Genomic DNA, 26330 nt, shown 5'->3' on the forward strand with positions numbered 1-26330 from the left:
ATCGAGGACTTAACCAAAAAAATTGATCTTGGCTGTTTGAATGTTTCTGATCCAGTTTTGAGTGAACGAAGTTTACTCAAACAAATAGTGTGGTGGCGATAGCGAGAAGGATACACCTGTTCCCATGTCGAACACAGAAGTTAAGCTTCTTAGCGCCGATTGTAGTGAGGGGTTGCCCCTTGTGAGATTAGGACGTCGCCACGCGTTTTCTTATGGAGGTTTAGCTCAGCTGGGAGAGCATCTGCCTTACAAGCAGAGGGTCAGCGGTTCGATCCCGTTAACCTCCATTTGAGCCGTTAGCTCAGTTGGTAGAGCATCTGACTTTTAATCAGAGGGTCACTGGTTCGAGCCCAGTACGGCTCATAAGTATATGCGGGTGTGGCGGAATTGGCAGACGCACTAGATTTAGGATCTAGCGCCTAACGGCGTGGGGGTTCAAGTCCCTTCACCCGCATTTCTATTTTTTTGTTTGTTGCCGGCTTAGCTCAGTTGGTAGAGCATCTGATTTGTAATCAGAGGGTCGAGGGTTCAAATCCTTTAGCCGGCACCATGCGGAAATAGCTCAGTGGTAGAGCACCACCTTGCCAAGGTGGGGGTCGCGGGTTCGAACCCCGTTTTCCGCTTTCCTGACCAGAGGAAAAAAACGCCGGGGTGGCGGAACTGGCAGACGCACAGGACTTAAAATCCTGCGGTGAGTGATCACCGTACCGGTTCGATTCCGGTCCTCGGCATTAATTAAATACGCACCCGTAGCTCAATTGGATAGAGTACTTGACTACGAATCAAGGGGTTAGAGGTTCGAGTCCTCTCGGGTGCATAGTTTTTTTTTTTATTTCCCGGGAAGTAGCTCAGCTTGGTAGAGTACTTGGTTTGGGACCAAGGTGTCGCAGGTTCGAATCCTGTCTTCCCGATAAAAGAAGGTAGATACCTTCTTTTTTTTTATCTAAATTTTTAAAGAAAAGCGTTCTTCTTTATTTCAGACTGTAAATTCGTTATAATTATGGTCAGTAATAGTCAATAGGAGGCGATATGGTGAGTAGAAATACCTCTGATTTGATCGAATCTTATTTGAAGGATATCTTAGAAAATAGTGAAATTATAGAAATTCGAAGAGCAGAAATGGCCCAACAATTTAATTGTGTACCATCACAAATAAACTATGTGATTAATACACGTTTTACGTTCCAGCGTGGATATTTAGTTGAAAGTAAACGTGGTGGTGGCGGGTATATCCGAATCAGCAAAGTTAAGATTTCCGATCAGCATTATTTTTTAGAACAGTTGATGGATTCGTTTAGTGGTGAAATTTCTGAAGCAAACGCATTTGGAATTATTCAAAAATTATTTGAAGAAGATATCATTACAGAGAATGAAGGCAATTTAATGTTAAGTGCAATTTCAAAAAATAGTTTAGGAATCAGTCAAATAGAGAATCGATTACGTGCAAGAATCCTTCATGGGTTTTTAGAGCGTTTAAGCTATGAAAAGAAGGAGTGAAGAATATGGATCAGCTATATACAGAACGTGCAAAAGCAGTATTAGCAATTGCTCAACAAGAAGCAAAATATTTCAAACACCGTTCAGTTGGCTCAGAACATTTATTGCTAGCCTTAGTGATCGAGCAACAAGGAATTGCTGGTAAAGCATTGCGTCAAATGAACTCAAATGAAAATGATATTCGTGAAGAAATTGAACACATGACTGGCTATGGGTCTGTTAAATCATATACTGAGGGTGGATATCTCCCGTATTCTCCACGTGCCAAACAAATTTTGATTTTTGCTGATGATGAAGCAAAACGGTTCAATGCAAAATTAGTTGGTACAGAACATATCTTATTAGGTTTATTGAGAGATGATGAAATTTTAGCTTCTCATATTTTAGTAAATCTGGGATTGAGTCTTCCAAAAATGCGTCAAACTTTATTGAAAAAAATGGGTGTGAGTGAGAATACTAACCAAGGAACTGCTAGTCGTAGAAAACCTACAGCCAAACCAACCCAAAGTAATGCTCAAGGGACGCCTACTTTAGATGGACTGGCTCGAGATCTAACAAAATTAGCTAAGGAAAAACGTTTGGATCCAGTAGTTGGACGTGATAATGAGGTTCGCCGGGTTGTTCAGATTTTAAGTCGTCGTACTAAAAACAATCCTGTCCTTGTCGGTGAGCCTGGTGTAGGTAAAACTGCTATTGTAGAAGGTTTGGCGCAACGAATTATTGCTGGTGACGTTCCTGAAGATATGCGTGGAAAGCGATTGATGATGCTTGATATGGGAGCGTTGGTTGCTGGAACAAAATATCGTGGTGAATTTGAAGATCGCTTGAAAAAAGTTATCGATGAAATCTATCACGATGGACAAATTATTTTGTTTATTGATGAATTGCATACATTGATTGGTGCTGGCGGAGCAGAAGGTGCAATTGATGCTTCCAATATTTTAAAACCGGCATTAGCTCGTGGTGAATTACAAACGATCGGTGCAACCACGTTAGATGAATATCAAAAATATATTGAAAAAGATTCTGCATTAGAACGTCGCTTTGCTCGAGTACAGGTTGAAGAACCAACTCCTGAAGAGGCGGAAGAGATATTAAAAGGATTAAGAGCTCGTTATGAAGAACATCATGGAGTCGAAATCACTGATGAAGCTCTTCATGCAGCTGTTTCGTTATCGGTTCGTTATATCAACTCTCGTCAATTACCAGATAAGGCCATTGACTTAATGGATGAATCTTCTGCTAAAGTTCGTTTAGATTCAACGGACGAAGTATCTGAGCTTTCAGAACTAGAAGAAGAAGTTCAAGATTTGGTAACTGAAAAAGAAAAAGCGATTCAAAATCAAGATTTTGAATCGGCAGCTCGTTTACGCTTACGCGAAAAACAGCTTTCAGAAATGTTAGAGCAAGCTAAAATCAAAGCTGCTAAACAAGAGACTGGTTATCTTGATCAAGTAACAGATGAAGATGTGGCAGCTGTTGTTTCTCAATGGACTGGTGTTCCGTTGCAACAATTAGAGAAAAAAGAAAGTCAACGATTATTAGATTTAGAAACTGTTTTGCATAAACGTGTAGTTGGCCAAGAAGAAGCTGTTAAAGCTATTTCAAGAGCTATCCGACGTGCTCGAAGTGGATTGAAAGATCCAAATCGTCCAATTGGTTCATTTATGTTTTTAGGACCAACGGGTGTAGGGAAAACAGAATTAGCCAAGGCATTAGCTGAAGCGATGTTTGGTAGTGAAGAAGCTTTAGTAAGAGTTGATATGTCTGAGTACATGGAAAAATATAGTACTAGTCGTTTGATTGGTTCGCCCCCAGGTTATGTGGGCTATGAAGAAGGTGGGCAATTGACCGAAAAAATTCGTCAAAAACCTTATTCAGTTATTCTATTGGATGAAGTCGAAAAGGCGCATCCGGATGTTTTCAATATCTTATTACAAGTATTAGATGATGGTCATTTGACTGATTCGAAAGGTCGAAAGGTTGATTTCCGCAATACGATTCTAATCATGACTTCTAACATCGGTGCAACAGAGCTTCGTGAAGAAAAAAATGTTGGTTTCAATGCGAAAGATATCACGAAAGATCATTCAGCTATGGAGAAACGAATCCTAGAAGAATTGAAGAAAAGTTTCCGACCAGAGTTTATCAATCGAATCGATGAAACTGTTGTCTTTAAATCGTTAGATCAAGAACAAATCCATGAAATTGTAAAAATCATGAGTCGCTCAGTTTTAGAACGAATGAATGAGCATGAAATAAAAGTGAAAATCACGCCAGCTGCATATGATGTTATTGGTAAAGTTGGTTTTGATCCTGAATATGGAGCTCGCCCAATACGTCGTGCACTGCAAAAAGAAATTGAAGACCGTTTAGCTGAGGCTTTGTTATCGGGGCAAATTCAATTAGGAGATGCTGTAACGATTGGTGCAAGTAAAGGTAAAATCACGTTAACAGTTAAAAATCCGAAAGAAGAAAAAATTCCAGCAAATGTATAAATTGGAAAGAGGCAGGACAGCGTTCCGGCCTCTTTTTGTATGTATATTCTTAAATCTTTCTATTAGCGTTAGTTGGAAACTTTTAAAAGCTGTGATAGTATGGGAAAGTCTAAAAGAAGACCAATCAGCTGAGTTAAGATTAATTATTTTATTAAAAATAATTAGCAACATCAGGTCATTGGCAGATAGGTGAAGGGCAACTCATCTTTTTGAGTGTAATCACCGAGTGAAATTGGGAGGACAACAAATGATCGAAGTAATTGCGACAGCTGAATCAATGGCGCAAGCCGAAGAATTATTAGCTGCCGGAGTAGATACCTTATACATTGGCGAAGAAGAGTATGGTTTACGACTGCCACATTCTTTTACGAGAACAGAACAAAAGCAATTGATTGAATCAGCACACGCTAAAGGTAAAAAAGTGAATATTGCTGTCAATGGGATCATGCATCCTGATAAGATGAAAAAAATTCCAGAATATCTAGATTTTTTAGCCGAAGTAAAACCGGATAATATCGTTGTTGGGGATACTGGGGTAATCTTTTTATTACAAAACTATGATTTATCCTATATCTATGATGCGGAAACACTAGTGACGAATGCGCGCCAAATCAATTTTTGGCATAAAAAAGGTGCGGTCGGAGCTGTATTAGCACGTGAAGTTCCTTTCGAAGAAATGAAAACTTTAAAACAGCATGTTGAAGTGCCAACGGAAGTTTTGGTCTACGGCGCTACATGTATCCACCAGTCAAAACGTCCTTTACTAAATAATTATTTCAATTATACAAAACAAACGGAAGAATCATCGAAAGACCGCGGATTATTTATTTCAGAACCGAAAAAGGCAGAAACACATTACTCTATCTATGAAGATCAACATGGGACACATATTTTTGCCGATAATGATGTCAACTTAATTAATGAAGTTGACGAGTTAGCTCAAACAGGTTATCAAACATGGAAATTAGATGGATTATTTACTCCTGGAAATCAATTTGTAGAAGTAGCTAAGGCATTTATTTCTGCAAAACTAGCGCTTGAAACAGGAACTTGGGATGAAAAAGCTCAACTTGCTGCTCAGCAATTAATCCAAAAAAATCATCCAGTCGAACGTGGAATGGATACTGGTTTTTATCACTTAGATCCCAATGCAATTAAATAAAGAAATTTAGAACTAGGAGCAACAATATGACAAAGAGAAATTTAAAACGGCCGGAAGTTTTAGCTCCAGCCGGTACATTAGAAAAATTAAAAACAGCAATCCATTATGGGGCAGATGCGGTCTATATTGGCGGCGATGCTTACGGGTTGCGTTCACGTGCGGGAAATTTTTCATTTGAAGAGATGGAAGAAGGCGTGGCTTTTGCCAAAAAATATGGTGCAAAAGTTTATGTAGCCGCAAATATGGTAACCCATGAAGGAAATGAAAAGGGTGCAGGAGACTTTTTTAAAAAATTACGTGATATTGGTATCTCAGCTGTAATCGTTTCTGATCCTGCGCTGATTGAAATTTGTGCTACAGAAGCACCGGGATTGGAAATTCATTTATCTACTCAAGCTTCTGCCACAAATGCGGAAACTTTGAAATTTTGGCAAAATGAAGGATTGGAACGGGTTGTATTAGCTCGTGAAGTATCGATGGAGGAGTTAGCTGAAATTCGTCGCAATACAGATATCCAAATCGAAGCCTTCATTCATGGAGCAATGTGTATTTCTTATTCTGGCCGTTGTACGTTATCGAACCATATGTCGATGCGTGATGCTAATCGTGGTGGATGTTCACAATCATGTCGCTGGAAATATGATTTATTTGATATGCCTTTTGCTCAAGAACATCGTTCTTTAACCGAAAATGGTGATGTGACGGAAGAATTTTCAATGAGTGCGGTTGATATGACAATGATCGAACATATCCCCGACTTAATTGAAAATGGCGTTGATAGTCTAAAAATCGAAGGTCGCATGAAATCGATCCATTATGTCTCAACTGTCGCAAACGTTTATAAAGCAGCGGTTGATAGTTATATTGCTGACCCGGATAATTATGTCTGTAAGCAAGAATGGATCGACGAATTATGGAAAGTTGCACAACGAGAATTGGCAACGGGTTTTTATTACAATGTGCCAACTGAAAATGAACAGTTATTTGGACCGCGTCGTAAAATTCCGGTTTATAAATTTATTGGTGAAGTATTAAGCTACGATGAAACAACGGGGATTGCTACTGTTCGTCAGCGGAATCATTTTTCTGTAGGAGATGAAATCGAATTTTATGGACCAAACTTCCATCATTTCGAACAAACAATTACAGAAATGAAAAATGATGAAGGGGAATCGATCGACCGAGCCCCCAACCCAATGATGATTTTAACGCTACCAGTGGCACAACCAGTTAAACCTGGAGATATGATCCGCAAGAAAAAAGACTAAGTGATTCTTAGTCTTTTTTCTTTTTGTATTTTTTATCAAAAGAAAAGTGTTGTTGAGATTAAAAATAGTTAGGCAAAAAAGAATTAATTTTTCAAAGAATGTATTAAAATAGAGATATTGAGTTTATACGCCAGTGCTATTTTTCAACGGGCATGACTGAGTGATTTTTACATAATAAATGAGAACTGTAGATACTTATTAAAATAAGACCATCAAATAAAGGTAACTAGGAGGCAAATGAATGAAAGAGTATGATTATATCGTCGTTGGCGGAGGTAGTGGCGGAATTGCATCTGCTAATCGAGCTGGTATGCACGGCGCAAAAGTTTTATTGATTGAAGGCAATAAAATCGGTGGCACATGCGTCAATGTGGGCTGTGTTCCTAAAAAAGTGATGTGGCAAGCCAGCAGCATGTTAGAAATGATCGAACGGGATGTACCAGGCTATGGTATCCAAGCAGAAGTTGGGAAATTTGATTTCAAAGAATTAGTTGCCCGACGTGAAAAATACATTGATTTTTTACATGGGGCTTATTATCGCGGATTAGACAGTAATAATGTGGAACGAATTGAAGGATATGCTACGTTTGCATCTGATCATGTGATCACAGTCAATGGGGAAGAATATACGGCAACTAATGTGCTGATTGCAACTGGCGGACGTCCTAGTCAAATGAAAATTCCTGGTGGAGAATTTGCCATCGATTCTAATGGCTTCTTTGAATTAACAGAACAACCAAAAGACATCGTTGTTCTAGGAGCTGGGTATATTGCGGCTGAATTAAGCGGTGTATTACAAGGAATGGGTACGCAAGTCCATTGGGCTTTTCGTCATAGTCGTCCATTGCGAACCTTTGATACGATGTTAGCTGATAATTTGGTAGAAATTTATCGCGACAACGGAATGAAACTTTATGATCATCATGTAGCAAAAGAAATTAAACGAACAGAAGATGGACGATATACGGTTCATTTTGAAAATGGCAATACGCTCTCGGGTGAATATGTGCTGTTTGCTGGCGGACGCATTCCAAATACAGATCAATTAGGATTAGAAAACACTTCGGTCACATTAAATGAAAAAGGTTTTGTGATCGTTGATAAATTTCAAAATACGACCAGTGAAGGAGTTTACGCAGTTGGCGATGTTATTGGAAAAATCGATTTGACACCAGTGGCCATTGCTGCCGGCCGTCGATTATCTGAACGAGTTTTTAATGGAAAAACAGAAGAGTTTTTAGATTATGAAAATGTTCCAACAGTGATCTTTACGCATCCAACGATGGCAACTATCGGTTTGTCTGAAGAAACGGCTATAGAGCGTTATGGAAAAGAGCAAATCAAAATCTATCATTCTCGTTTTACACCGATGTATTTTGCTTTAGGTGACTATCGTCAAAAATGTGATATGAAATTAGTCTGTCTTGGTGAAGAAGAAAAAATCATTGGACTTCATGCGATCGGTATCGGTGTTGATGAAATGCTACAAGGATTCGCAGTAGCGATCAAAATGGGTGCAACGAAAAAAGATTTCGATGATACAGTAGCGATCCATCCAACTGGTAGTGAAGAATTCGTTACAATGAGATAAATAAAAAGCTTTGCCATGATGGCAAAGCTTTTTTTTATTGAATCGAACTCAAGCTGATCTCACCAGAAGAAAGTGTCATTTGTTCATCACCTAAATCTACGACTAGTTCACCTGTATCGGTAATTGCGACGGCTGTACCAAAATAGTTTTTTTCTTTACGCTTAAAAGTAATTTTTTTACCTAAGACAAACGATTTTTCACGGTACAGTGCTAAATAGTTTTCAGGTTCTGCTAATAGCGTAAAGAATTGATTCCAAATATCGATAATCAATTGGTTTCGTGTGCAATTTGGTTGTCCATCAGGAAATAAAGAAGAGGCTTTTGATTGTATCTCATTAGGGAAATCTTCTTGAGGGATAGAGAAATTGATCCCCATACCAATGATGATATATTTTAAAGAATTCGTTTCGATATCTGTCATCGCCTCAGAGAGGATACCGGCAACTTTTTTTTGATTGATATAAATATCATTGACCCATTTGATTTGACTATTTACACCCAAATGTTCATCAATCGCTTTTGCGACGGCAACAGCCATCAACACGGTATACTGGGGTAATTCTTGTAATTGTTCTTTTGGTTCTAATAACAAACTCATATAAATCCCTTGCTGCTTCACGGCAAAGAAGGGACGATTGAATCTGCCGTGAGGAGCTTCTTGCATATCAGCAACGATCAATAAAGGAGATTTTTTTCCGTCGATTACGGATAATTGCGCATCTTTCATCGTGGAAGCCGACGTTTCTAAAACGGTCACGTCCAGAGGTTGTTGGATCTGAGTTTTGATTTCGTCAGCATCTAGGATATCAGAAGAATGATAACGATAACCCGTAGCTAAATGTTGAATCTGATACCCTTTTTTTTCTAGTTCTTTGATGGCTTTCCAAATAGCCGTTCGGGAAACGCCCAGTTCTTGTGCTAATGCTTCGCCGGATAAGATTTCGTCAGTAGATTTTAAACGAGCTAATATTTTTTCTTTAGTAGACAAGGGGACACCTCCATTGGTTTTACGGTATTTTTCTATGGGCTCAGTGTAACAAAAAAGCAGACTACATAAAAGTAGTCTGCAAAGAAAGAAGGATTTTACTGCTAAAATTAACTAAGTAGTAAAGCATCATCTTTTAATTCAACACCGGAGTTTTGTTGGAACATTTCCATCAATTTCGGTACAGTTAAATGTTGTTTTTCTTCTTGTTTTAAATCCAAAGCGATTTGACCTTGATGGAGCATGATCAAACGGTTTCCGTAGCGGATCGCATCTTCCATATTGTGGGTAACCATGAAGGCCGTTAATTCTTGTTCACGAATCAATCGTTCAGTCAATTCCATTACAGTTAAAGAAGTTTTTGGATCGAGTGCCGCAGTGTGTTCATCTAATAAGATCAAATCTGGTCGTTGCAAGGTAGCCATCAACAGAGTGATCGCTTGGCGTTGACCGCCAGAAAGCAATCCGATTTCTGCATCTAACCGATTTTCTAAATTTAGATTTAACATTGCTAGTTGTTCTTTGAAGAAGTTTCGATCTTTACTTTTGACGCCTTTTGAGAAACCACGTTTATGACCGCGTTTCATAGCTAGCGCTAAGTTTTCTTGAACAGATAGACGTACAGCAGTCCCCATCTTAGGATCTTGGAAAACACGGCTAATTTTTTTTGAACGACGAGTAACGGAATATTTTGTGATCTCTTCTTCGTTTAAGAACATTTGGCCTTCTTCAATTGGTAAAGTTCCAGCTACACTGTTCAACAAGGTCGATTTTCCAGCACCATTACCACCGATGATCGTTACAAATTCGCCAGGGGCTAAACTAAGATTGATTCCTTTTAAGGCATGGTTTTCATTATTTGTCCCACGCTCAAAATATTGATGTAGGTTACTAATTCTTAAGACTGGTTGCATTTTGTTTTTCCCCTTTCTTTTTTGGTGTGAATTTTGAACGGATCTGCGGCAAGGAAAGGCAAAGAACCAAGACGATTGCTGAGGCTAATTTAGAATCCGTTGGTTGTACATTCATTTCGAATACTAGAGCTAAGATAAAGCGGTAGATGATGGCCCCGGCAACGATTGTTGCTAGACGAATGCCGATCGATTTGTTTCGCAATAATACTTCTGCAATGATGATTGATGCTAAACCAATAACGATCGTTCCAACACCGGAATTTAAATCAGCAAAGCCGTTGTTTTGTGCCAAAAGTGCACCTGATAATGCGATGCTACCATTTGAGATCATGTAACCGACTAATTTCATATTTTCTGTTCGAATACCATTTGCTTCACTCATATCAGGATTATCCCCTGTAGCGCGTACCGCCAAACCAATTTCAGTTTGGAAAAACAAGACTAGAAGTAGGATAACTAAAACAACAATCAAAAGGCCAATCAAAATGACGGCATTGTTTTTTGTTAAGCCTGTATTTTGAGCAGCAGTGAAGACGGTACTCTCGCCAAGTAAAGCGATGTTTGGCGCTCCCATAACTCGAGAGGTAATGGAGTAAAGGCCCGTCATAGTGATGATTCCAGCTAATAAAGCAGGGATTTTAAATTTGGTATTCAAAATTCCGGTCACTAGACCTGCTAGCATGCCGCCGCAAAAGGCTAATAAAGTAGCAAGGATGGGATTCAATCCGTTCACAATCCCGATTGCGGCAATCCCGCCGCCTAAAGGAAAGCTTCCTTCAGCGGTAAGATCAGCAATATCTAAAATACGAAAAGTTAAGTACACTCCGATCGCTAGTAACGACCAAAGCAATCCTTGAGACGTCGAGGATAATAACAAAGAGATAACATTCATGGTTTTTCCTTCTTTCTAAAGCCTATCTATTTTGGTTCTTTAATACTGTCTGGATCAATTCCTAAAGCTTTAGCCATATCTTTATTGACCACTAATTTTAAAGTATCTGCTGATTCTACAGGTGTATCTGCTGGTTTCGCATCACCATCTAAGATTTTTGCGGCCATTTTACCAGTTTGTTTTCCAAGAGCTTCATAGTCGATTCCGACGGTTGCCAAGCCGCCTTCATTAATTTGTTCCGCCGATCCAGCAACTAATGGAATTTTCTTTTCTTTTACTACATCGCCGATAACAGCGGCAGCACTAGCAAAGGTATTATCAGTTGGAACATAGATGCCATCGACATCACTAGCTAATGATTCAGTGACTTGCTGCACGTCATTTGTTGTGTTTGCGGTTTTTACTTTGACATCAACTCCAGCTTTTTTTAATGCTTTTTCAGCTAGGTCTGCTTGAATCTTAGAGTTGGCTTCACCAGCGTTGTACATGATTCCGATCGTTTTAGCATCGGGAATAATGGATAAAAGCAAGTCGACTTGTTTATCGATTGGTACCATATCAGTTGTACCCGTCACGTTTCCCCCCGGTTCTTTATCACTTTTTACTAATTTTGCTTCTTTTAAATCAGTAACAGCTGTGACAGCGATTGGGATATCCGTCGTAGCATTTAATAATGATTGAGCTGCTGGAGTCGCGATTCCTAGTAGCAGGTCTGGGTCATCTTTAATCAATTTTTCACTCATACTCTTCAAGTTGTCTTGGTTATTCTGGGCATTTTGGTAATCGATTTTCAAATTATCGCCCTCTTTGTAGCCACCTTCGGCTAATCCTTCTTTAAAACCTTCATAGGCATTGTCTAACGATGCATGCTGAACTAATTGTAAAACGCCCACATGCTTCATATTGTCATCGCTTGCGCTATCCTGGCTTCCGCAAGCACCTAACATCAATAAACTAACCAATCCAATTCCTGCTAATACTGTCTTTTTCATCTTTTTTCTCTCCTTTATAGTAAAAAAATCACCCACCTAGAAGTATAGAAATTCTAAGTGGGTGATATGAATGCAAGAAAGTATTATGCTTCAGCCACTTAGATTTCTCTATGCGGCCGGCGGTACGTCAAAATTCTCTAGCCATCATAGATACAAAAAACACTTAGGTCGTTTGTATCCATTCAATGAATACAAACCTATCTAAAATAGCTAAAGTAATAGCGGTTATTCAGTTGTAAGTTTTGTGTGTTCAACATAAGAACAACCTCCAACGTGTTAAGATGTACATTAGTATACGTGAAGAAAAATGAGATGTCAATAATAAAAGGGAGAATATTCAGAATATTCGAAAATGTAAATCATATGATAAAGCGATTGGTTTACTGAAAATGTTAAGAAAAGGTTGCGTGGTGAGTTACTAGCCTTTGAAGCTATTGACTTTTATGTTAAATTTATGTATTATATTAATTTGCTAAAACTATCTGAAATGATAAAAGGCAGGAACGAAATATTGTCCGTTCCGGCTTTTAATAGGAAACAAAAGTAGAAGCTCGCGAATATGTCTTCAAGAGAATGTTCTATTTTTGGTTTTTTTTTGCCTAAAAGCCGCAAAAAATGTCGGGTGTTACATTAATTTAATTTTTGTAACATGAATGTAATTTATCTTCGGATCGGTTTTCAAAACTTTTAAGAGGGGTGAAGAACTTGGCTGGACACGTAGTAAAATACGGGAAACACCGAGAACGTAGAAGCTTCGCACGAATCAGTGAAGTGTTGGAATTACCGAATTTGATCGAAATTCAAACAGATTCTTATCAATGGTTCCTAGATGAGGGCTTGCAAGAAATGTTTGAAGACATTTTGCCAATTGAAGACTTTAATGGAAACTTGTCACTTGAGTTTGTTGACTATGAATTAAAAGAACCTAAATACACGGTAGCGGAGGCTCGTTCACACGATGCAAACTATTCTGCGCCATTACATGTTGTATTACGTTTAGTAAACCGCGAAACTGGTGAAATCAAATCTCAAGAAGTATTCTTTGGTGATTTCCCATTAATGACTGAACAAGGAACCTTTATCATCAACGGAGCAGAACGTGTTATTGTATCCCAATTAGTTCGTTCTCCTGGCGTTTATTTCCATGGAAAAGTGGATAAAAATGGTAAAGAAGGCTTTGGTTCAACTGTTATCCCTAACCGTGGAGCATGGTTAGAAATGGAAACAGATGCTAAAGACATCTCATATGTACGTATCGACCGTACACGTAAGATTCCTTTGACGACTTTAGTTCGTGCATTAGGTTTTGGTTCAGATGATACGATTTTTGAAATTTTCGGCGAAAGTGAATCATTACGTAACACAATCGAGAAAGACTTGCACAAAAATCCAAGTGATTCTCGTACAGAAGAAGGTTTGAAAGACTTATATGAACGTTTACGTCCTGGTGAACCTAAAACAGCAGACAGCTCTCGTAGTTTGTTAACTGCTCGTTTCTTTGATCCAAAACGTTATGACTTAGCTAATGTTGGTCGTTACAAAGTAAACAAAAAATTAGATCTTAAAACCCGTCTATTGAATTTAACATTAGCAGAAACGCTAGTGGATCCTGAAACAGGCGAAATCATCGTTGAAAAAGGGACTGTTCTTACACACCAAGTAATGGAAGAAACACTTGGCGAACGTTTAGAAAACGGCTTGAATTCAGTGACTTATTATCCAACAGATGATGCAGTCGTGACTGATCCAATGACTGTTCAAGTCATCAAAGTCTTTTCACCAAAAGATCCTGAACGTGAAGTAACAGTGATCGGTAATAACTATCCTGATTCTTCAGTTCGCACGGTTCGTCCGGCAGATATCATTGCTTCAATGAGCTATTTCTTAAACTTAATGGAAGGTATCGGCAATGTCGATGATATCGACCATTTAGGAAATCGTCGTATCCGTTCAGTAGGTGAATTATTACAAAATCAATTCCGTATTGGTTTAGCTCGTATGGAACGTGTTGTTCGCGAACGTATGTCGATTCAAGATCAAGAAACATTGACACCACAACAATTGATCAATATTCGTCCAGTTGTTGCTAGTATCAAAGAATTCTTCGGTTCTTCTCAGTTGTCACAGTTCATGGACCAAACCAATCCTCTAGGGGAATTGACACACAAACGTCGTCTATCTGCCTTAGGACCTGGTGGTTTGACTCGTGACCGTGCCGGATATGAAGTTCGAGACGTTCACTATTCTCACTATGGTCGTATGTGTCCGATTGAAACGCCCGAAGGTCCAAACATCGGGTTGATCAATAGTTTGGCTTCATACGCGAAAGTGAATAAATTTGGGTTTATCGAAACACCTTATCGTCGTGTGGATCGTTCAACTGGTCGAGTAACCGATAAAATCGATTACTTAACTGCTGATATCGAAGACCATTACGTTGTTGCCCAAGCAAACAGCAAGTTAAACGAAGATGGCACTTTCGCAGAGGAAGTTGTTATGGCTCGTGCTACTTCTGAAAACTTGGAAGTAACGATCGATAAAGTGGATTACATGGATGTATCACCAAAACAAGTAGTTGCAGTCGCTACTGCATGTATTCCGTTCTTAGAAAACGATGACTCTAACCGTGCCTTGATGGGTGCCAACATGCAGCGTCAAGCAGTACCTTTGATCAATCCTAAGTCTCCTTGGGTTGGTACGGGTATGGAATACAAAGCTGCTCATGACTCAGGTGCAGCTTTACTATGTAAACACGATGGTGTTGTTGAATTTGTTGATGCTCACGAAGTTCGTGTACGTCGCGACAATGGCGCATTAGATAAATACGACATCACAAAATTCCGTCGTTCAAACTCTGGGACTAGCTACAATCAACGTCCATTAGTTGAATTAGGCGAAAAAGTCGATACTGGCGATATCTTAGCTGATGGACCATCTATGGAAAACGGCGAATTGGCTTTAGGTCAAAATGTTGTCGTAGCCTTCATGACTTGGGAAGGTTACAACTATGAAGATGCGATCATCATGAGCCGTCGTTTAGTAAAAGACGATGTCTACACTTCTGTCCATATCGAAGAGTATGAATCAGAAGCACGTGATACTAAATTAGGACCTGAAGAAATCACACGCGAAATCCCTAATGTTGGGGAAGACGCATTGAAGAACTTAGATGAAATGGGTATTATCCGTATCGGTGCAGAAGTACAAGATGGCGATTTACTAGTTGGTAAAGTAACACCTAAGGGTGTTACTGAATTATCTGCTGAAGAACGTCTATTACATGCGATCTTTGGCGAAAAAGCCCGCGAAGTTCGTGATACTTCTCTACGTGTACCTCACGGCGGCGGCGGTATCGTTCACGACGTGAAGATCTTTACACGTGAAGCAGGCGATGAATTATCTCCAGGTGTGAATATGTTAGTGCGCGTTTATATCGTGCAAAAACGTAAGATCCATGAAGGTGATAAAATGGCCGGTCGTCACGGAAACAAAGGGGTCGTATCTCGCATCATGCCTGAAGAAGATATGCCATTCTTACCAGACGGTACACCAGTTGATATCATGTTGAACCCATTAGGGGTACCATCACGTATGAATATCGGACAAGTATTGGAATTACACTTAGGGATGGCTGCTCGCCAACTAGGTATCCATGTTGCAACACCGGTCTTCGATGGTGCGCAAGATGGTGATGTTTGGGAAACTGTCCGTGAAGCTCGTATGGCTGCGGATGCTAAAACTGTTCTTTACGATGGACGTACTGGTGAACCATTTGATAACCGTATCTCTGTCGGTGTAATGTACATGATCAAATTGGCCCACATGGTCGACGATAAATTACATGCTCGTTCAATCGGACCATACTCTCTTGTTACACAACAACCATTGGGTGGTAAAGCTCAATTTGGTGGACAACGTTTCGGAGAAATGGAAGTTTGGGCATTAGAAGCATATGGTGCTGCTTATACATTACAAGAAATCTTGACTTACAAATCAGATGATGTAGTCGGTCGTGTAAAAACTTACGAAGCCATCGTCAAAGGTGAACCTATTCCAAAACCAGGAGTACCTGAATCTTTCCGCGTATTAGTGAAAGAATTACAAGCACTTGGTTTAGATATGCAAGTCTTAGATATCAACGATAAAGAAATCGAGTTACGTGACATGGATGACGATGATGATGATTTGATCACAGTAGACGCTTTGACAAAATATGCAGAACAACAACAATCTGCTAAAGAAGTCAAAGAACAAGCTGCTGCTGAAAAAGCAGAACAAAAATCTGATTTGATCCAAGAAATCGAAACTGCCGAAGACTTATAAGAGTCACACTTGCCATACGTAAGTCAGCTGATCATTAGCTGACTTACGATAATATGAATTGGAGGGAAACCCTTTTGATCGATGTAAATAAATTCGAAAGTATGCAAATAGGTTTGGCTTCTCCTGAAAAAATCAGAAGCTGGTCATACGGTGAAGTAAAAAAACCGGAAACCATTAACTATCGTACATTGAAACCTGAACGCGAAGGTTTGTTCGATGAAAGAATTTTTGGGCCTACCAAAGACTGGGAATGTGCCTGTGGTAAATACAAACGGATCCGTTATAAAGGAATCGTCTGCGACCGTTGTGGCGTTGAAGTCACACGTTCAAAAGTTCGTCGTGAACGTATGGGTCATATCGAATTAGCAGCTCCTGTAACACATATCTGGTATTTCAAAGGAATTCCTTCTCGTATGGGTCTTGTATTAGACATGAGCCCACGTGCGTTAGAAGAAATCATCTACTTTGCATCATATGTCGTAATCGATCCAGGCAATACTAGCCTAGAGAAAAAACAATTATTAACTGAACGTGAATACCGTGAAAAACGTGAACAATACGGTCAAGAATTCCAAGCGGCAATGGGTGCTGAAGCCATCAAACAACTACTTGATAAAGTAGACTTAGAAGGCGAAACTGTTGAATTAAAAGAAGAATTGAAAACTGCTCAAGGACAAAAACGTACACGTGCCATCCGTCGTTTAGATGTTTTAGAAGCATTCCGTTCTTCAGGAAACCTTCCTAGCTGGATGGTTATGGATGTTATTCCTGTCATCCCGCCAGATCTACGTCCAATGGTACAATTAGAAGGTGGCCGTTTTGCTACGAGTGACTTGAATGATCTGTATCGTCGTGTGATCAACCGTAACAACCGTTTGAAACGTTTGTTAGACTTGAATGCGCCAAACATCATTGTTCAAAATGAAAAACGGATGCTTCAAGAAGCTGTCGATGCATTGATCGATAATGGTCGTCGTGGCCGTCCAGTTACTGGACCAGGTAACCGCCCATTAAAATCTTTATCTCACATGTTGAAAGGGAAACAAGGTCGTTTCCGTCAAAACTTATTGGGTAAACGTGTCGATTACTCTGCTCGTTCAGTTATCGTTGTTGGACCATTCTTGAAAATGTATCAATGTGGTCTACCAAAAGAAATGGCAATCGAATTGTTCAAACCTTTCGTTATGAAAGAATTAGTTCAACGTGAAATTGCTTCAAATATCAAAAATGCGAAACGTAAAATCGAACGTCAAGAAGACGTTGTATGGGATATCTTAGAAGAAGTTATCAAAGAACACCCTGTTTTACTTAACCGGGCACCGACACTTCATAGATTAGGTATCCAAGCATTCGAACCGATCTTAGTTGAAGGTCGTGCAATCCGTCTTCACCCATTAGTATGTGAAGCCTACAATGCCGATTTCGATGGAGACCAAATGGCCGTCCATTTACCTCTAGGTGAAGAAGCTCAAGCAGAAGCTCGTATGTTGATGCTTGCTGCTACACATATCTTGAACCCTAAAGATGGTAAACCAGTAGTAACACCATCTCAAGATATGGTCTTAGGTAACTATTACCTAACAATGGAAGAAGAAGGCCGTGAAGGCGAAGGAATGATCTTCCGTGACATGAATGAAGCTGTCCTAGCATGGCGTAATGGATACGTTCACTTACACTCACGTGTAGCTGTTGATCCTAATACATTAGGCGACAAGCCATTCACTGAAGAACAAAAAGAACGTATGCTGATCACAACTGTTGGTAAAATCATCTTCAATGAGATCATGCCACAAGAGTTCCCTTACTTGAACGAACCAACTGATTTCAACTTAACAAAACGTACACCTGACAAATATTTTGTCGAAAAGGGTACAGATATTCCTGCAGTAATCAAAAAACAAGAAATCATCTTGCCATTCAAGAAGAAAAATCTTGGAAATATCATTGCTGAAGTCTTCAAACGTTTCAAAGTCACTGATACATCCATGATGCTTGACCGTATGAAAGACCTTGGTTACAAACACTCAACTCATGCTGGTATGACTGTTGGTATCGCTGATATCATGGCTTTAGCTGAGAAACAAGAAATCATCGATAATGCCCATAAACAAGTGGCTACGATCACGAAACAATTCCGTCGTGGTTTGATTACGGATGATGAACGTTATGAACGTGTTATCGCTGTTTGGAATGCAGCGAAAGATGAAATCCAACAACGACTAATGGAATCATTAGATGCGAAGAACCCAATCTTCATGATGTCTGATTCTGGAGCCCGTGGTAACATCTCCAACTTTACTCAGCTTGCTGGTATGCGTGGCTTGATGGCCGCTCCGAATGGTCAAATCATGGAATTGCCAATCATTTCTAACTTCCGTGAAGGTCTATCTGTCTTGGAAATGTTTATCTCTACCCATGGGGCTCGTAAAGGGATGACCGATACTGCCTTGAAGACAGCCGATTCAGGTTACTTAACTCGTCGTTTAGTTGACGTTGCTCAAGATGTTATCGTACGTGAAGAAGATTGTGGTACTGACCGCGGTCTAGAAATCTCTGCGATCCGTGAAGGTAACGAAATTATTGAATCATTAGAAGAACGTCTAGTTGGACGTTATACTCAAAAATCAGTGAAACATCCTGAAACAGGTGAAGTATTACTTCCTGCTGATGCTTTGATCAGCGAAGAAGATGCAAAACGCATCCTTGATGCAGGCGTTGAGAAATTAACGATCCGTTCAGTCTTCACATGTAATACAAAACATGGTGTATGTAAACATTGTTACGGCCGTAACTTAGCAACTGGAGACGACGTTGAAGTCGGTGAAGCAGTTGGTACGATCGCTGCCCAATCAATCGGTGAACCTGGTACTCAATTAACCATGCGTACATTCCATACCGGTGGGGTTGCCGGAGACGATATCACACAAGGTCTTCCTCGTGTCCAAGAAATCTTCGAAGCACGTAATCCTAAAGGTTTGGCTGTCATCACTGAAGTTACTGGTGAGGTAGTAGAAATCGTTGAAGATGCAGCAACTCGTTCGAAAGAAGTCACTGTCAAAGGTGAAACAGATACTCGTACGTACACTGTTCCTTATACATCTCGTATGAAAGTTGTCGAAGGCGACATGGTTCATCGTGGTGCACAATTGACAGAAGGTTCAATCGATCCTAAACACTTGTTGCAAGTTCGTGATGTTATCTCAGTTGAAACATACTTATTACGTGAAGTTCAACGTGTTTACCGTATGCAAGGGGTAGAAATCGGCGACAAACATATCGAAGTAATGGTTCGTCAAATGTTGCGTAAAGTCCGCGTTATGGATCCAGGTGACACAGACATCTTACCAGGTACATTACTTGATATTGCTGATTTCAAAGATCAAAACTACACTACATTGGTTTCTGGTGGAACTCCAGCAACATCTCGTCCAGTCTTGCTTGGTATTACAAAAGCATCATTGGAAACAAACAGTTTCTTATCTGCTGCATCATTCCAAGAAACAACTCGCGTCTTGACCGATGCTGCGATCCGCGGTAAGAAAGATCCATTACTTGGATTGAAAGAAAATGTTATTATCGGTAAAATCATTCCTGCTGGTACAGGTATGGCAACTTACCGTAATATGGAACCAAAAGAAGTCGTTGTAGCAAGCGAAAATGTGTATAGTATCTCTGATATTGAAGCACAAATGGCTGCTGAAGATGCTTTGAACAATCCATTAAGCTAATTTTTACATTTGATTTTGTAGCGAAATTGAACGGAATCAAATAAAATATGTCAAAAAAGACCATAAGATTCGTTTAGAATCTTGTGGTCTTTTTATTTTCACGGTATTATAGGAAAGTATTTGCATAAATGAGAGCGGTAACTTTAAAGAGATATTAAATTTCGTTTAGAGCAATGAATAAAACCTATTGTTATAGCGGTCTTTATGAGAAAATAACTTGAAAATATATGGATATGATGTTTGAGGTGTGGCATGAGCAAAGCGAAGAAAATTATTTTGATCGTCATTGGGATCATTGTGGTACTTGTCGGCGGCATAAGTGTTTATTTATTAAAGGTGAACAGTGATGTCGATCAGGCCGTATCGAAAATGACGAAGACAGTCAAATATACAAATAAGCGATCAGATACAGTTGATTTAAACAATGGGGAGCCTTTCTCTATTTTATTGATGGGAACAGATACTGGCGACAAGGGTCGAACATATCAAGGACGTTCAGATTCAATGATGGTCGTAACGATCAATCCTAAAAAGAAACAAACGATCATGACGAGTTTGGATCGTGATATTTATACTCAAATGGTTGGCTATAAAGGGGATGAAAATACCTATGTAGCAGAGGGCGATACGTACTATGATAAGTTAAATGCAGCGTATTCTTTAGGCGGCACTAAAATGGCGATCGAATCAGTCCAAAAAATGATGGATATTCCCATCGACCATTATGTGGAAATCAACATGAAAGGTCTAAAATCTTTAGTTGATGCTGTTGGCGGAATCGAAGTCGATAATAAAATTGAATTTACATTAGATGGTGTTCACCTGAAGAAGGGTAAGCAGACGTTAGATGGCAGACATGCATTGGAATATGTTCGGATGCGACATGAAGATCCAAAAGGGGATGTCGGACGTCAAGCACGGCAACGAGAAATTTTAACGAAGATCGTAAAAAAAATGATTTCAGTGGATTCTGTGACGCAATATAAAAAATATTTGCGCGCTGTTGAAGATTATGTCCGTACTGATCTAACATGGAATCAAATGTTGACGGTAGCTAAAGATTATACTCCCGCAGCAGAAACAATCAAGCAAACTCAGGTAGAAGGTAACGGGGAAATGATCCAAGGGATTTATTTCCAAATCTTAGGTCTGAATAGCTTGTTGGAAGATCAAAACACCTTAAAAAAACAATTAGGCTTACCGACGAAAAAAGAGTTGCCTAATTATGACGAAGACGATACGAATCAGTTGTTCTTTGATGACAGTGATGTCAAAGTCAGCGCTGGAACGCATTATGATTACACCGGCTACGGGAACATCTTATATCCAATCGATAGTGAAAATTATTAGAACTTGAGCGATTGCTCAAGTTCTTTTTTTTGGATTTATTTAATCAATGAGCAGATTGATATCTATTTTTTGAGAAAGGACTATGATAAGAGAAAAGGAGGCTGATTGTATGAAAGAAGAAACAGCGATATTTGCCGGTGGTTGTTTTTGGTGTATGGTAAAGCCGTTTGATCAAATGCCAGGCATCAAGAAAGTAGTGTCAGGCTATACAGGTGGACATGTTGCTAACCCTACTTACGAAGAAGTTTGTAGTGGAACAACTGGGCACACAGAAGCGGTCGAGATTATATTTGATCCAGAAGTCGTTTCTTATCAACAACTGGTCGAAATCTATTGGCAACAAACAGACCCGACAGATGCATTTGGTCAATTTGCGGATCGCGGTGATTCGTATCGTCCGGTGATTTTTTATGCTTCGCTTGAACAAAAGTCAGTCGCAGAACAATCAAAAGAACAGTTACAAACTAGCGGCCACTTTAAAGCGCCAATCGTAACAGCGATTGAACCGGCCCAACCTTTTTATCCGGCAGAAGAATACCATCAAGCTTTTTATCAAAAAAATCCTGCCCACTATAATGCTTACAGTGAAGGTTCTGGTCGAAAAGGTTTTATTCGCCAACATTGGGATACTTAATTTTTTAGTAACAACAAATAGAGCAAACCGATAAATAAAAAAGGGACAAAGGGAAGTTGTTCGAGTTGTTTTTGGTGTCGGGAGTGGTAAAGATAATAAAAAATCCCCGTCAGTGAAGCAACAAAAAGCAATTGGATCAACTCATAACCAGACAAGAAAAAACTCCATAGTCCAAGTATCCAAAGATCTCCCAGACCTAGACTGTTTGGGAGTATTTTTTGGCTTAGATAGAAAAATACTATAACGACTAACGGCTGCGACCAATAAATAGTAGGAAGCAAGAAAAGCGCAGTTATGAATAGAAAAATACCACTTAGAAAAAAGATCCGCATCTCTACGATCAAAAACTCCCAATCGATCACCGCTAAGACAAGAGTGCTCGTCAACCAAATCAATTTCCAAAGATTGAACCATTGAAACGTGGGCATACACCAATAGAAAAGCATTCCACAAAAAAATTCCAGCCCAAAGCTGCGCGCTGAAAATCGTTGATGACAATGTCTGCAGTGAAAACGTTGAATCATAGCAGATAATAATGGAATCATCTCCCAAGAATGAAGCCGTGTTTTACAGTGATCGCAATGAGATGGAGGAAAGACTAAGGATTGATTGTTTGGGAAGCGTACACTGACTAGTGATAGGAAAGACCCGATAATAGTTCCTAAAATAAAAGCTAGGATAATATTCCCCTCCTTTTTCGAATAAGGTACGAAAAAAGAGACAACTTGGCGTTTTCTTTGTAATTTTGGCGAAAGTGTATTATGCTTTTAGTGAAGCAAATATTAGGAGGTATAGTGAAATGAAATTCAAACAAACAAAAGAAGTATTGAACCAATTAGTAGCAGACTTAAGCCAAATGTCTATGGTCATCCACCAAACACATTGGTATATGCGCGGACCTGGTTTCTTGACATTGCACCCAATTATGGACACATTCATGGATGATGTGAACGATCAATTAGATGAAATTTCAGAACGTTTGATTACATTGGATGGTGCTCCTTATTCAACTTTACGTGAAATGGCTGACCAAACAAAAATCCCAGACGAAGTAGGCCGTTGGGATCGTACGATGGAAGAACGCTTGGCTACGTTAGTTGAAGGCTACCGCTATTTAGCTGATCTTTATCAAAAAGGGATCGAAGTATCTGGTGAAGAAGGCGATGATCCAACACAAGATATCTTCATCGAATTTAAAACAGCCACTGAAAAACGTATCTGGATGATCCAAGCACACCTTGGAAAAGCACCAGAAATTGACCAATAAAAAATAAAGCAAAAGGACGAGCAAATTTGCTCGTCCTTTTTTTATGCTAAAACTTGTTTAGCGGCGTTTATTTGAGCTATGACCTGATCAAAACCAGTACCACCTAATGAGTGGCGACGAATAACGGCTGTCTTTGAAGCCAAGGTCTCATAGATATCTGATTCGATCACAGGGCTGATAGCTTGGTACTCTGTTAAGGGCACATCTTGTAAGAAGATTCCTTTTTGTGTACAAGAAAGGACAAGCTTTCCAACGATTTCATGAGCTTGACGGAAGGGAATTCCTTTAGCGGCCAAGTAGTCGGCCAATTCTGTTGCATTTGAAAAATCTTTTTCTGTCGCATCGTGCATGACTTGCTCGTTGACCTTCATGGTAGCGATCATGCCAGCCATGATATCAAGGCTGGTGGATACGGTATGGACAGTATCAAACATACCCTCTTTATCTTCTTGCAAATCTTTGTTGTAAGCTAACGGTAAGCCTTTCATCACAGTCAGTAATCCCATCAAATCACCGAATACACGACCTGATTTTCCACGGATCAATTCAGCCATATCAGGATTTTTTTTCTGAGGCATGATTGAACTACCGGTTGAAAATGTATCGGTCAATTCCACGAATTTAAATTCATGACTACACCATAAAATCAATTCCTCACAAAAGCGTGACAGATGCATCATCAAGATCGAGCTGTTGCTAAGAAATTCTAAAATAAAATCTCGGTCGCTGACACCATCTAAACTATTGGTGTATAAGGCAGCAAAGCCTAATTCATCTGCGGTCATTTGACGGTCGATAGGGAAGGTCGTTCCAGCTAGCGCCGCACAACCTAAGGGTGAGATATCGACACGTTTGATACTTTCTGTGAAACGTTCTTGGTCTCGAGTCAACATACCATAATACGCCATCAAATGCTGGCCGAATGAAATGGGTTGAGCATGCTGCAAATGTGTATAGCCGGGCATGATCGTTTCGACATGTTTTTCCGCCTTTTCAACTAAGACTTTCCGGAATTCTTGAATTTTTTCAATAATCAGTTGGAGTTGTTCTTTTAGATATAAATGCATATCCGTTGCTACTTGATCGTTTCGACTACGAGCCGTATGCAATTTCCCGGCTACTGACCCGATCTCATCGTGCAGCATCTTTTCTAGATTTAAATGAATATCTTCGTTTTCAATCGTGAAATCTAGTTCTTCTTTGGCCGCTTTTTCTGCTAACTGCTGCAAGCCAGTTGAAATTTGAGATGCTTCTTTCTGCGTAATGATACCTGTAGCACCTAGCATTTTGACATGTGCTAAGCTGCCGATGATATCTTGCTTTGCTAATTGATAATCAAATGGGATCGAAGCACCAAAAGCATCGATCCAGGCTTCATTTTTGCCGTCAAAACGGCCGCCCCATAATTTTGCCATCGTTCATTCCTCACTTTTTTAACGAGTTCATTTAACAAAAAAGACCGCTGCAACGGTCTATTCTGTCTTGATTAGATAACCAAAAAATATTTTTTGGTTTTTATTCATAGGAGGAGGCATCTATACAGATACCTCAGGATGAAATCATTGCTGGTTTCCTTATTCCCTACCCGGAAAAGAAACTCACCTAGGAGCAATGGCAAGATGTGAAACCGGACGGCCTTATTTACCGGCAAGTAAAAGCCGCCTCACATCTGGTTTTTCTTGCAATCATCTAGTGGATCAAGAAAGCTGCAGCATCTAACTGTTCCTGTTAAACAGTCGGCTGTTTGCTTTTTGCTTGGACTTCAGCATTGACCTTTGTTGGCAGGCCCCATAGTTTGATGAAGCCGACCGCTGCTTCTTGGTCGAAGGTATCGGCAGAAGTATAAGTCGCTAAGTTTTCGTTGTATAAGCTATTATCAGATTTACGTCCTTCAACGATGACATTGCCTTTAAATAATTTGACACGCAAAATCCCATTGACCACTTCTTGCGATTGTTTCAAGAAGGCGATCAAGGCATCCATTGTTGGATTGAACCAAAGGCCGTCATAAATCATTTGGCTCAATTGTTGCTCGATCACGGGTTTGAAATGTGCCATCTCACGAACAAACGTCAAATCTTCTAACTCTTTGTGAGCTTTCATCAACACTTCTGCGCCAGGGCATTCATAGACCTCACGTGATTTGATACCGACTAAACGATTTTCGATATGATCGATTCGTCCGATACCATGGACACCTGCAATAGTATTCAATTTTAAAATTAAGGTAGCTAAAGACAATTCTTCACCATCTAAAGCTGTGGGTACACCTTTTTTAAAGGTGATTTCAATTATGGTTGGTTTGTCTGGTGTTTCTTCTAATTCTGAAGTAATCGTATAGGCACCAGCGGGCGGAGTTGCCCATGGGTCTTCTAAAACCCCACACTCACAAGCACGCCCCCATAAGTTTTGATCGATCGAATAAGGATTATCCAAATCTGCTGGGATTGGCACGCCTTTTTCAGCTGCATAATGAATCTCTTCTTCCCGCGACCATTTCCATTCGCGGACAGGAGCGATGATTTTCAAATTTGGATCTAGTGCTGCGATCGATACTTCAAAACGAACTTGGTCATTGCCTTTGCCTGTACAGCCATGGGCAATCGTAGTAGCTCCTGTTTGGTGCGCTAGTTCAACCAATTTTTTTGAAATCAGCGGACGAGACAGGGCAGAAACAAGTGGGTATGAATTTTCATAATACGTATTGCCTTGTAATGCAACTAAAACGAAATCTTGCGAAAACTCTTCACGTGCATCGATTGCATATGATTCTGATGCCCCGACTTGTAGGGCTTTATTTTTAATAAACTCGGTATCGCGACCTTCACCAATATCTAAACAGCAGGCGATGACGTCATAACCTTCGTCAACGAGCCATTTAATTGAGACTGAAGTATCTAATCCACCTGAGTATGCTAAAATCACTTTTTCTTTCATCCTGATTACTCCCTTATCGCTTTTTCATTAAACTTTAATTAATGTGTTGAAGTCATATTAGCACCGTAAAATACAAAAAGCAAGCATTTTATAAATATTTATGCAAAAATATTTCAAAATAACGTTTCTTTATTCATTTTAGGGTGGGTATATAAGTTTTGAATGTATAGTAGGAAGAACTTAATAAAGAGAAAATATTTCACGGTTTCAAAGATAAAAACATTGACATAGCAACTCATTGCAAGTATTATGGTAAATGGTATTGTTTGCCCCATGAGAGCCCCGGAAACTC

18 protein-coding genes, 8 tRNA genes, 1 rRNA gene and 1 pseudogene are annotated in these 26330 nt (G+C 39.6%); 20 read left to right on the forward strand and 8 right to left on the reverse strand.

From position 1 onward, the window contains the following. The first annotated feature begins 88 nt into the window (after positions 1-88). The 14 genes from rrf to gor all read left to right on the forward strand — a co-directional run bounded on the left by rrf (position 89) and on the right by gor (position 8016). Positions 89-204, forward strand: a 5S ribosomal RNA gene (gene rrf / locus ACKTSC_RS06060). Between the two features lie 10 nt (positions 205-214). Beyond that, a tRNA-Val gene (locus ACKTSC_RS06065) sits at positions 215-287 on the forward strand. Between the two features lie 3 nt (positions 288-290). Beyond that, positions 291-363 (forward strand) — tRNA-Lys (locus ACKTSC_RS06070). A gap of 9 nt (positions 364-372) precedes the next feature. Further along, positions 373-454, forward strand: a tRNA-Leu gene (locus ACKTSC_RS06075). Between the two features lie 20 nt (positions 455-474). Next, a tRNA-Thr gene (locus ACKTSC_RS06080) sits at positions 475-550 on the forward strand. 1 nt (position 551) lies between these two features. Further along, positions 552-623 (forward strand) — tRNA-Gly (locus ACKTSC_RS06085). Between the two features lie 22 nt (positions 624-645). Continuing rightward, positions 646-731, forward strand: a tRNA-Leu gene (locus ACKTSC_RS06090). A 12-nt stretch (positions 732-743) separates the two neighbouring features. Beyond that, positions 744-817, forward strand: a tRNA-Arg gene (locus ACKTSC_RS06095). Positions 818-837: 20 nt separating this feature from the next. Beyond that, positions 838-911, forward strand: a tRNA-Pro gene (locus ACKTSC_RS06100). Positions 912-1029: 118 nt separating this feature from the next. Continuing rightward, positions 1030-1497 carry a CtsR family transcriptional regulator gene (locus tag ACKTSC_RS06105; protein ID WP_407855804.1) on the forward strand — a complete coding sequence of 156 codons (468 nt, stop codon included), beginning with the start codon at positions 1030-1032 and terminating at the stop codon, positions 1495-1497. A 5-nt stretch (positions 1498-1502) separates the two neighbouring features. Continuing rightward, positions 1503-3995, forward strand: a complete 2493-nt coding sequence (locus ACKTSC_RS06110; RefSeq protein ID WP_407855805.1) for an ATP-dependent Clp protease ATP-binding subunit — start codon at positions 1503-1505, stop codon at positions 3993-3995. A gap of 247 nt (positions 3996-4242) precedes the next feature. After that, positions 4243-5157: a peptidase U32 family protein gene (locus ACKTSC_RS06115; protein WP_332581567.1), complete on the forward strand. Its 915-nt coding sequence runs from the start codon at positions 4243-4245 to the stop codon at positions 5155-5157. Between the two features lie 26 nt (positions 5158-5183). After that, positions 5184-6425: a peptidase U32 family protein gene (locus ACKTSC_RS06120; RefSeq protein ID WP_407857120.1), complete on the forward strand. Its 1242-nt coding sequence runs from the start codon at positions 5184-5186 to the stop codon at positions 6423-6425. A 241-nt stretch (positions 6426-6666) separates the two neighbouring features. After that, on the forward strand, positions 6667-8016 hold the full coding sequence (gor, locus tag ACKTSC_RS06125; RefSeq protein ID WP_407857121.1) for a glutathione-disulfide reductase: 1350 nt from the start codon (positions 6667-6669) through the stop codon (positions 8014-8016). Between the two features lie 34 nt (positions 8017-8050). Here the strand turns inward: gor and ACKTSC_RS06130 are convergent, their stop codons facing one another. From ACKTSC_RS06130 to ACKTSC_RS06145, 4 genes are all read right to left on the reverse strand, one after another. Continuing rightward, on the reverse strand, positions 8051-9004 hold the full coding sequence (locus ACKTSC_RS06130; RefSeq protein WP_332581570.1) for a biotin--[acetyl-CoA-carboxylase] ligase: 954 nt from the start codon (positions 9002-9004) through the stop codon (positions 8051-8053). A gap of 107 nt (positions 9005-9111) precedes the next feature. Then, a complete protein-coding gene (locus ACKTSC_RS06135) occupies positions 9112-9915 on the reverse strand; it encodes an ABC transporter ATP-binding protein (protein ID WP_332581571.1) in 804 nt (267 codons plus the stop codon). After that, positions 9893-10807 carry an ABC transporter permease gene (locus ACKTSC_RS06140; protein WP_407855808.1) on the reverse strand — a complete coding sequence of 305 codons (915 nt, stop codon included), beginning with the start codon at positions 10805-10807 and terminating at the stop codon, positions 9893-9895. Before ACKTSC_RS06140 ends, ACKTSC_RS06135 begins: the two co-directional genes overlap by 23 nt. A 26-nt stretch (positions 10808-10833) precedes the next feature. Beyond that, the gene (locus ACKTSC_RS06145; RefSeq protein WP_407857122.1) at positions 10834-11799 is read right to left on the reverse strand and encodes an ABC transporter substrate binding protein; all 966 of its coding nucleotides are present in this window, start codon (positions 11797-11799) and stop codon (positions 10834-10836) included. Positions 11800-11869: 70 nt separating this feature from the next. Here ACKTSC_RS06145 and ACKTSC_RS06150 point away from each other — a divergent pair, with 70 nt between their 5' ends. From ACKTSC_RS06150 to msrA, 5 genes are all read left to right on the forward strand, one after another. Continuing rightward, entirely contained in the window at positions 11870-12004 is a 135-nt protein-coding gene (locus tag ACKTSC_RS06150; RefSeq protein ID WP_332581574.1) for a hypothetical protein, read from the forward strand. A gap of 500 nt (positions 12005-12504) precedes the next feature. Continuing rightward, positions 12505-16122 carry a DNA-directed RNA polymerase subunit beta gene (gene rpoB / locus ACKTSC_RS06155; protein ID WP_332581575.1) on the forward strand — a complete coding sequence of 1206 codons (3618 nt, stop codon included), beginning with the start codon at positions 12505-12507 and terminating at the stop codon, positions 16120-16122. Positions 16123-16196: 74 nt separating this feature from the next. Next, the gene (gene rpoC / locus ACKTSC_RS06160; RefSeq protein ID WP_407855810.1) at positions 16197-19850 is read left to right on the forward strand and encodes a DNA-directed RNA polymerase subunit beta'; all 3654 of its coding nucleotides are present in this window, start codon (positions 16197-16199) and stop codon (positions 19848-19850) included. Positions 19851-20102: 252 nt separating this feature from the next. After that, on the forward strand, positions 20103-21200 hold the full coding sequence (locus ACKTSC_RS06165) for an LCP family glycopolymer transferase (RefSeq protein ID WP_407857123.1): 1098 nt from the start codon (positions 20103-20105) through the stop codon (positions 21198-21200). Positions 21201-21309: 109 nt separating this feature from the next. Next, the gene (gene msrA, locus ACKTSC_RS06170) at positions 21310-21834 is read left to right on the forward strand and encodes a peptide-methionine (S)-S-oxide reductase MsrA (RefSeq protein ID WP_407857124.1); all 525 of its coding nucleotides are present in this window, start codon (positions 21310-21312) and stop codon (positions 21832-21834) included. On the opposite strand, the gene ACKTSC_RS06175 is transcribed toward msrA, so the two are convergent. Beyond that, positions 21831-22262, reverse strand: a complete 432-nt coding sequence (locus ACKTSC_RS06175; protein WP_407857125.1) for an A24 family peptidase — start codon at positions 22260-22262, stop codon at positions 21831-21833. The genes msrA and ACKTSC_RS06175 overlap by 4 nt on opposite strands. 9 nt (positions 22263-22271) lie before the next feature. After that, positions 22272-22517, reverse strand: a pseudogene (locus ACKTSC_RS06180) (prepilin peptidase); the annotation flags it as partial. A gap of 116 nt (positions 22518-22633) precedes the next feature. Here ACKTSC_RS06180 and ACKTSC_RS06185 point away from each other — a divergent pair. Beyond that, on the forward strand, positions 22634-23101 hold the full coding sequence (locus ACKTSC_RS06185) for a Dps family protein (RefSeq protein WP_407857126.1): 468 nt from the start codon (positions 22634-22636) through the stop codon (positions 23099-23101). 41 nt (positions 23102-23142) lie between these two features. Here ACKTSC_RS06185 and argH read toward each other — a convergent pair whose 3' ends face one another. Both argH and ACKTSC_RS06195 read right to left on the reverse strand, forming a co-directional pair. Then, complete coding sequence (gene argH / locus ACKTSC_RS06190) at positions 23143-24516, reverse strand: argininosuccinate lyase (protein ID WP_407857127.1); 1374 nt, start codon at positions 24514-24516, stop codon at positions 23143-23145. A gap of 313 nt (positions 24517-24829) precedes the next feature. Further along, the gene (locus ACKTSC_RS06195) at positions 24830-26038 is read right to left on the reverse strand and encodes an argininosuccinate synthase (protein WP_407857128.1); all 1209 of its coding nucleotides are present in this window, start codon (positions 26036-26038) and stop codon (positions 24830-24832) included. Positions 26039-26330 lie beyond the last annotated feature (292 nt).

It is taken from the genome of Enterococcus hailinensis (assembly GCF_045862035.1).
Taxonomy (GTDB): domain Bacteria; phylum Bacillota; class Bacilli; order Lactobacillales; family Enterococcaceae; genus Enterococcus_A; species Enterococcus_A hailinensis.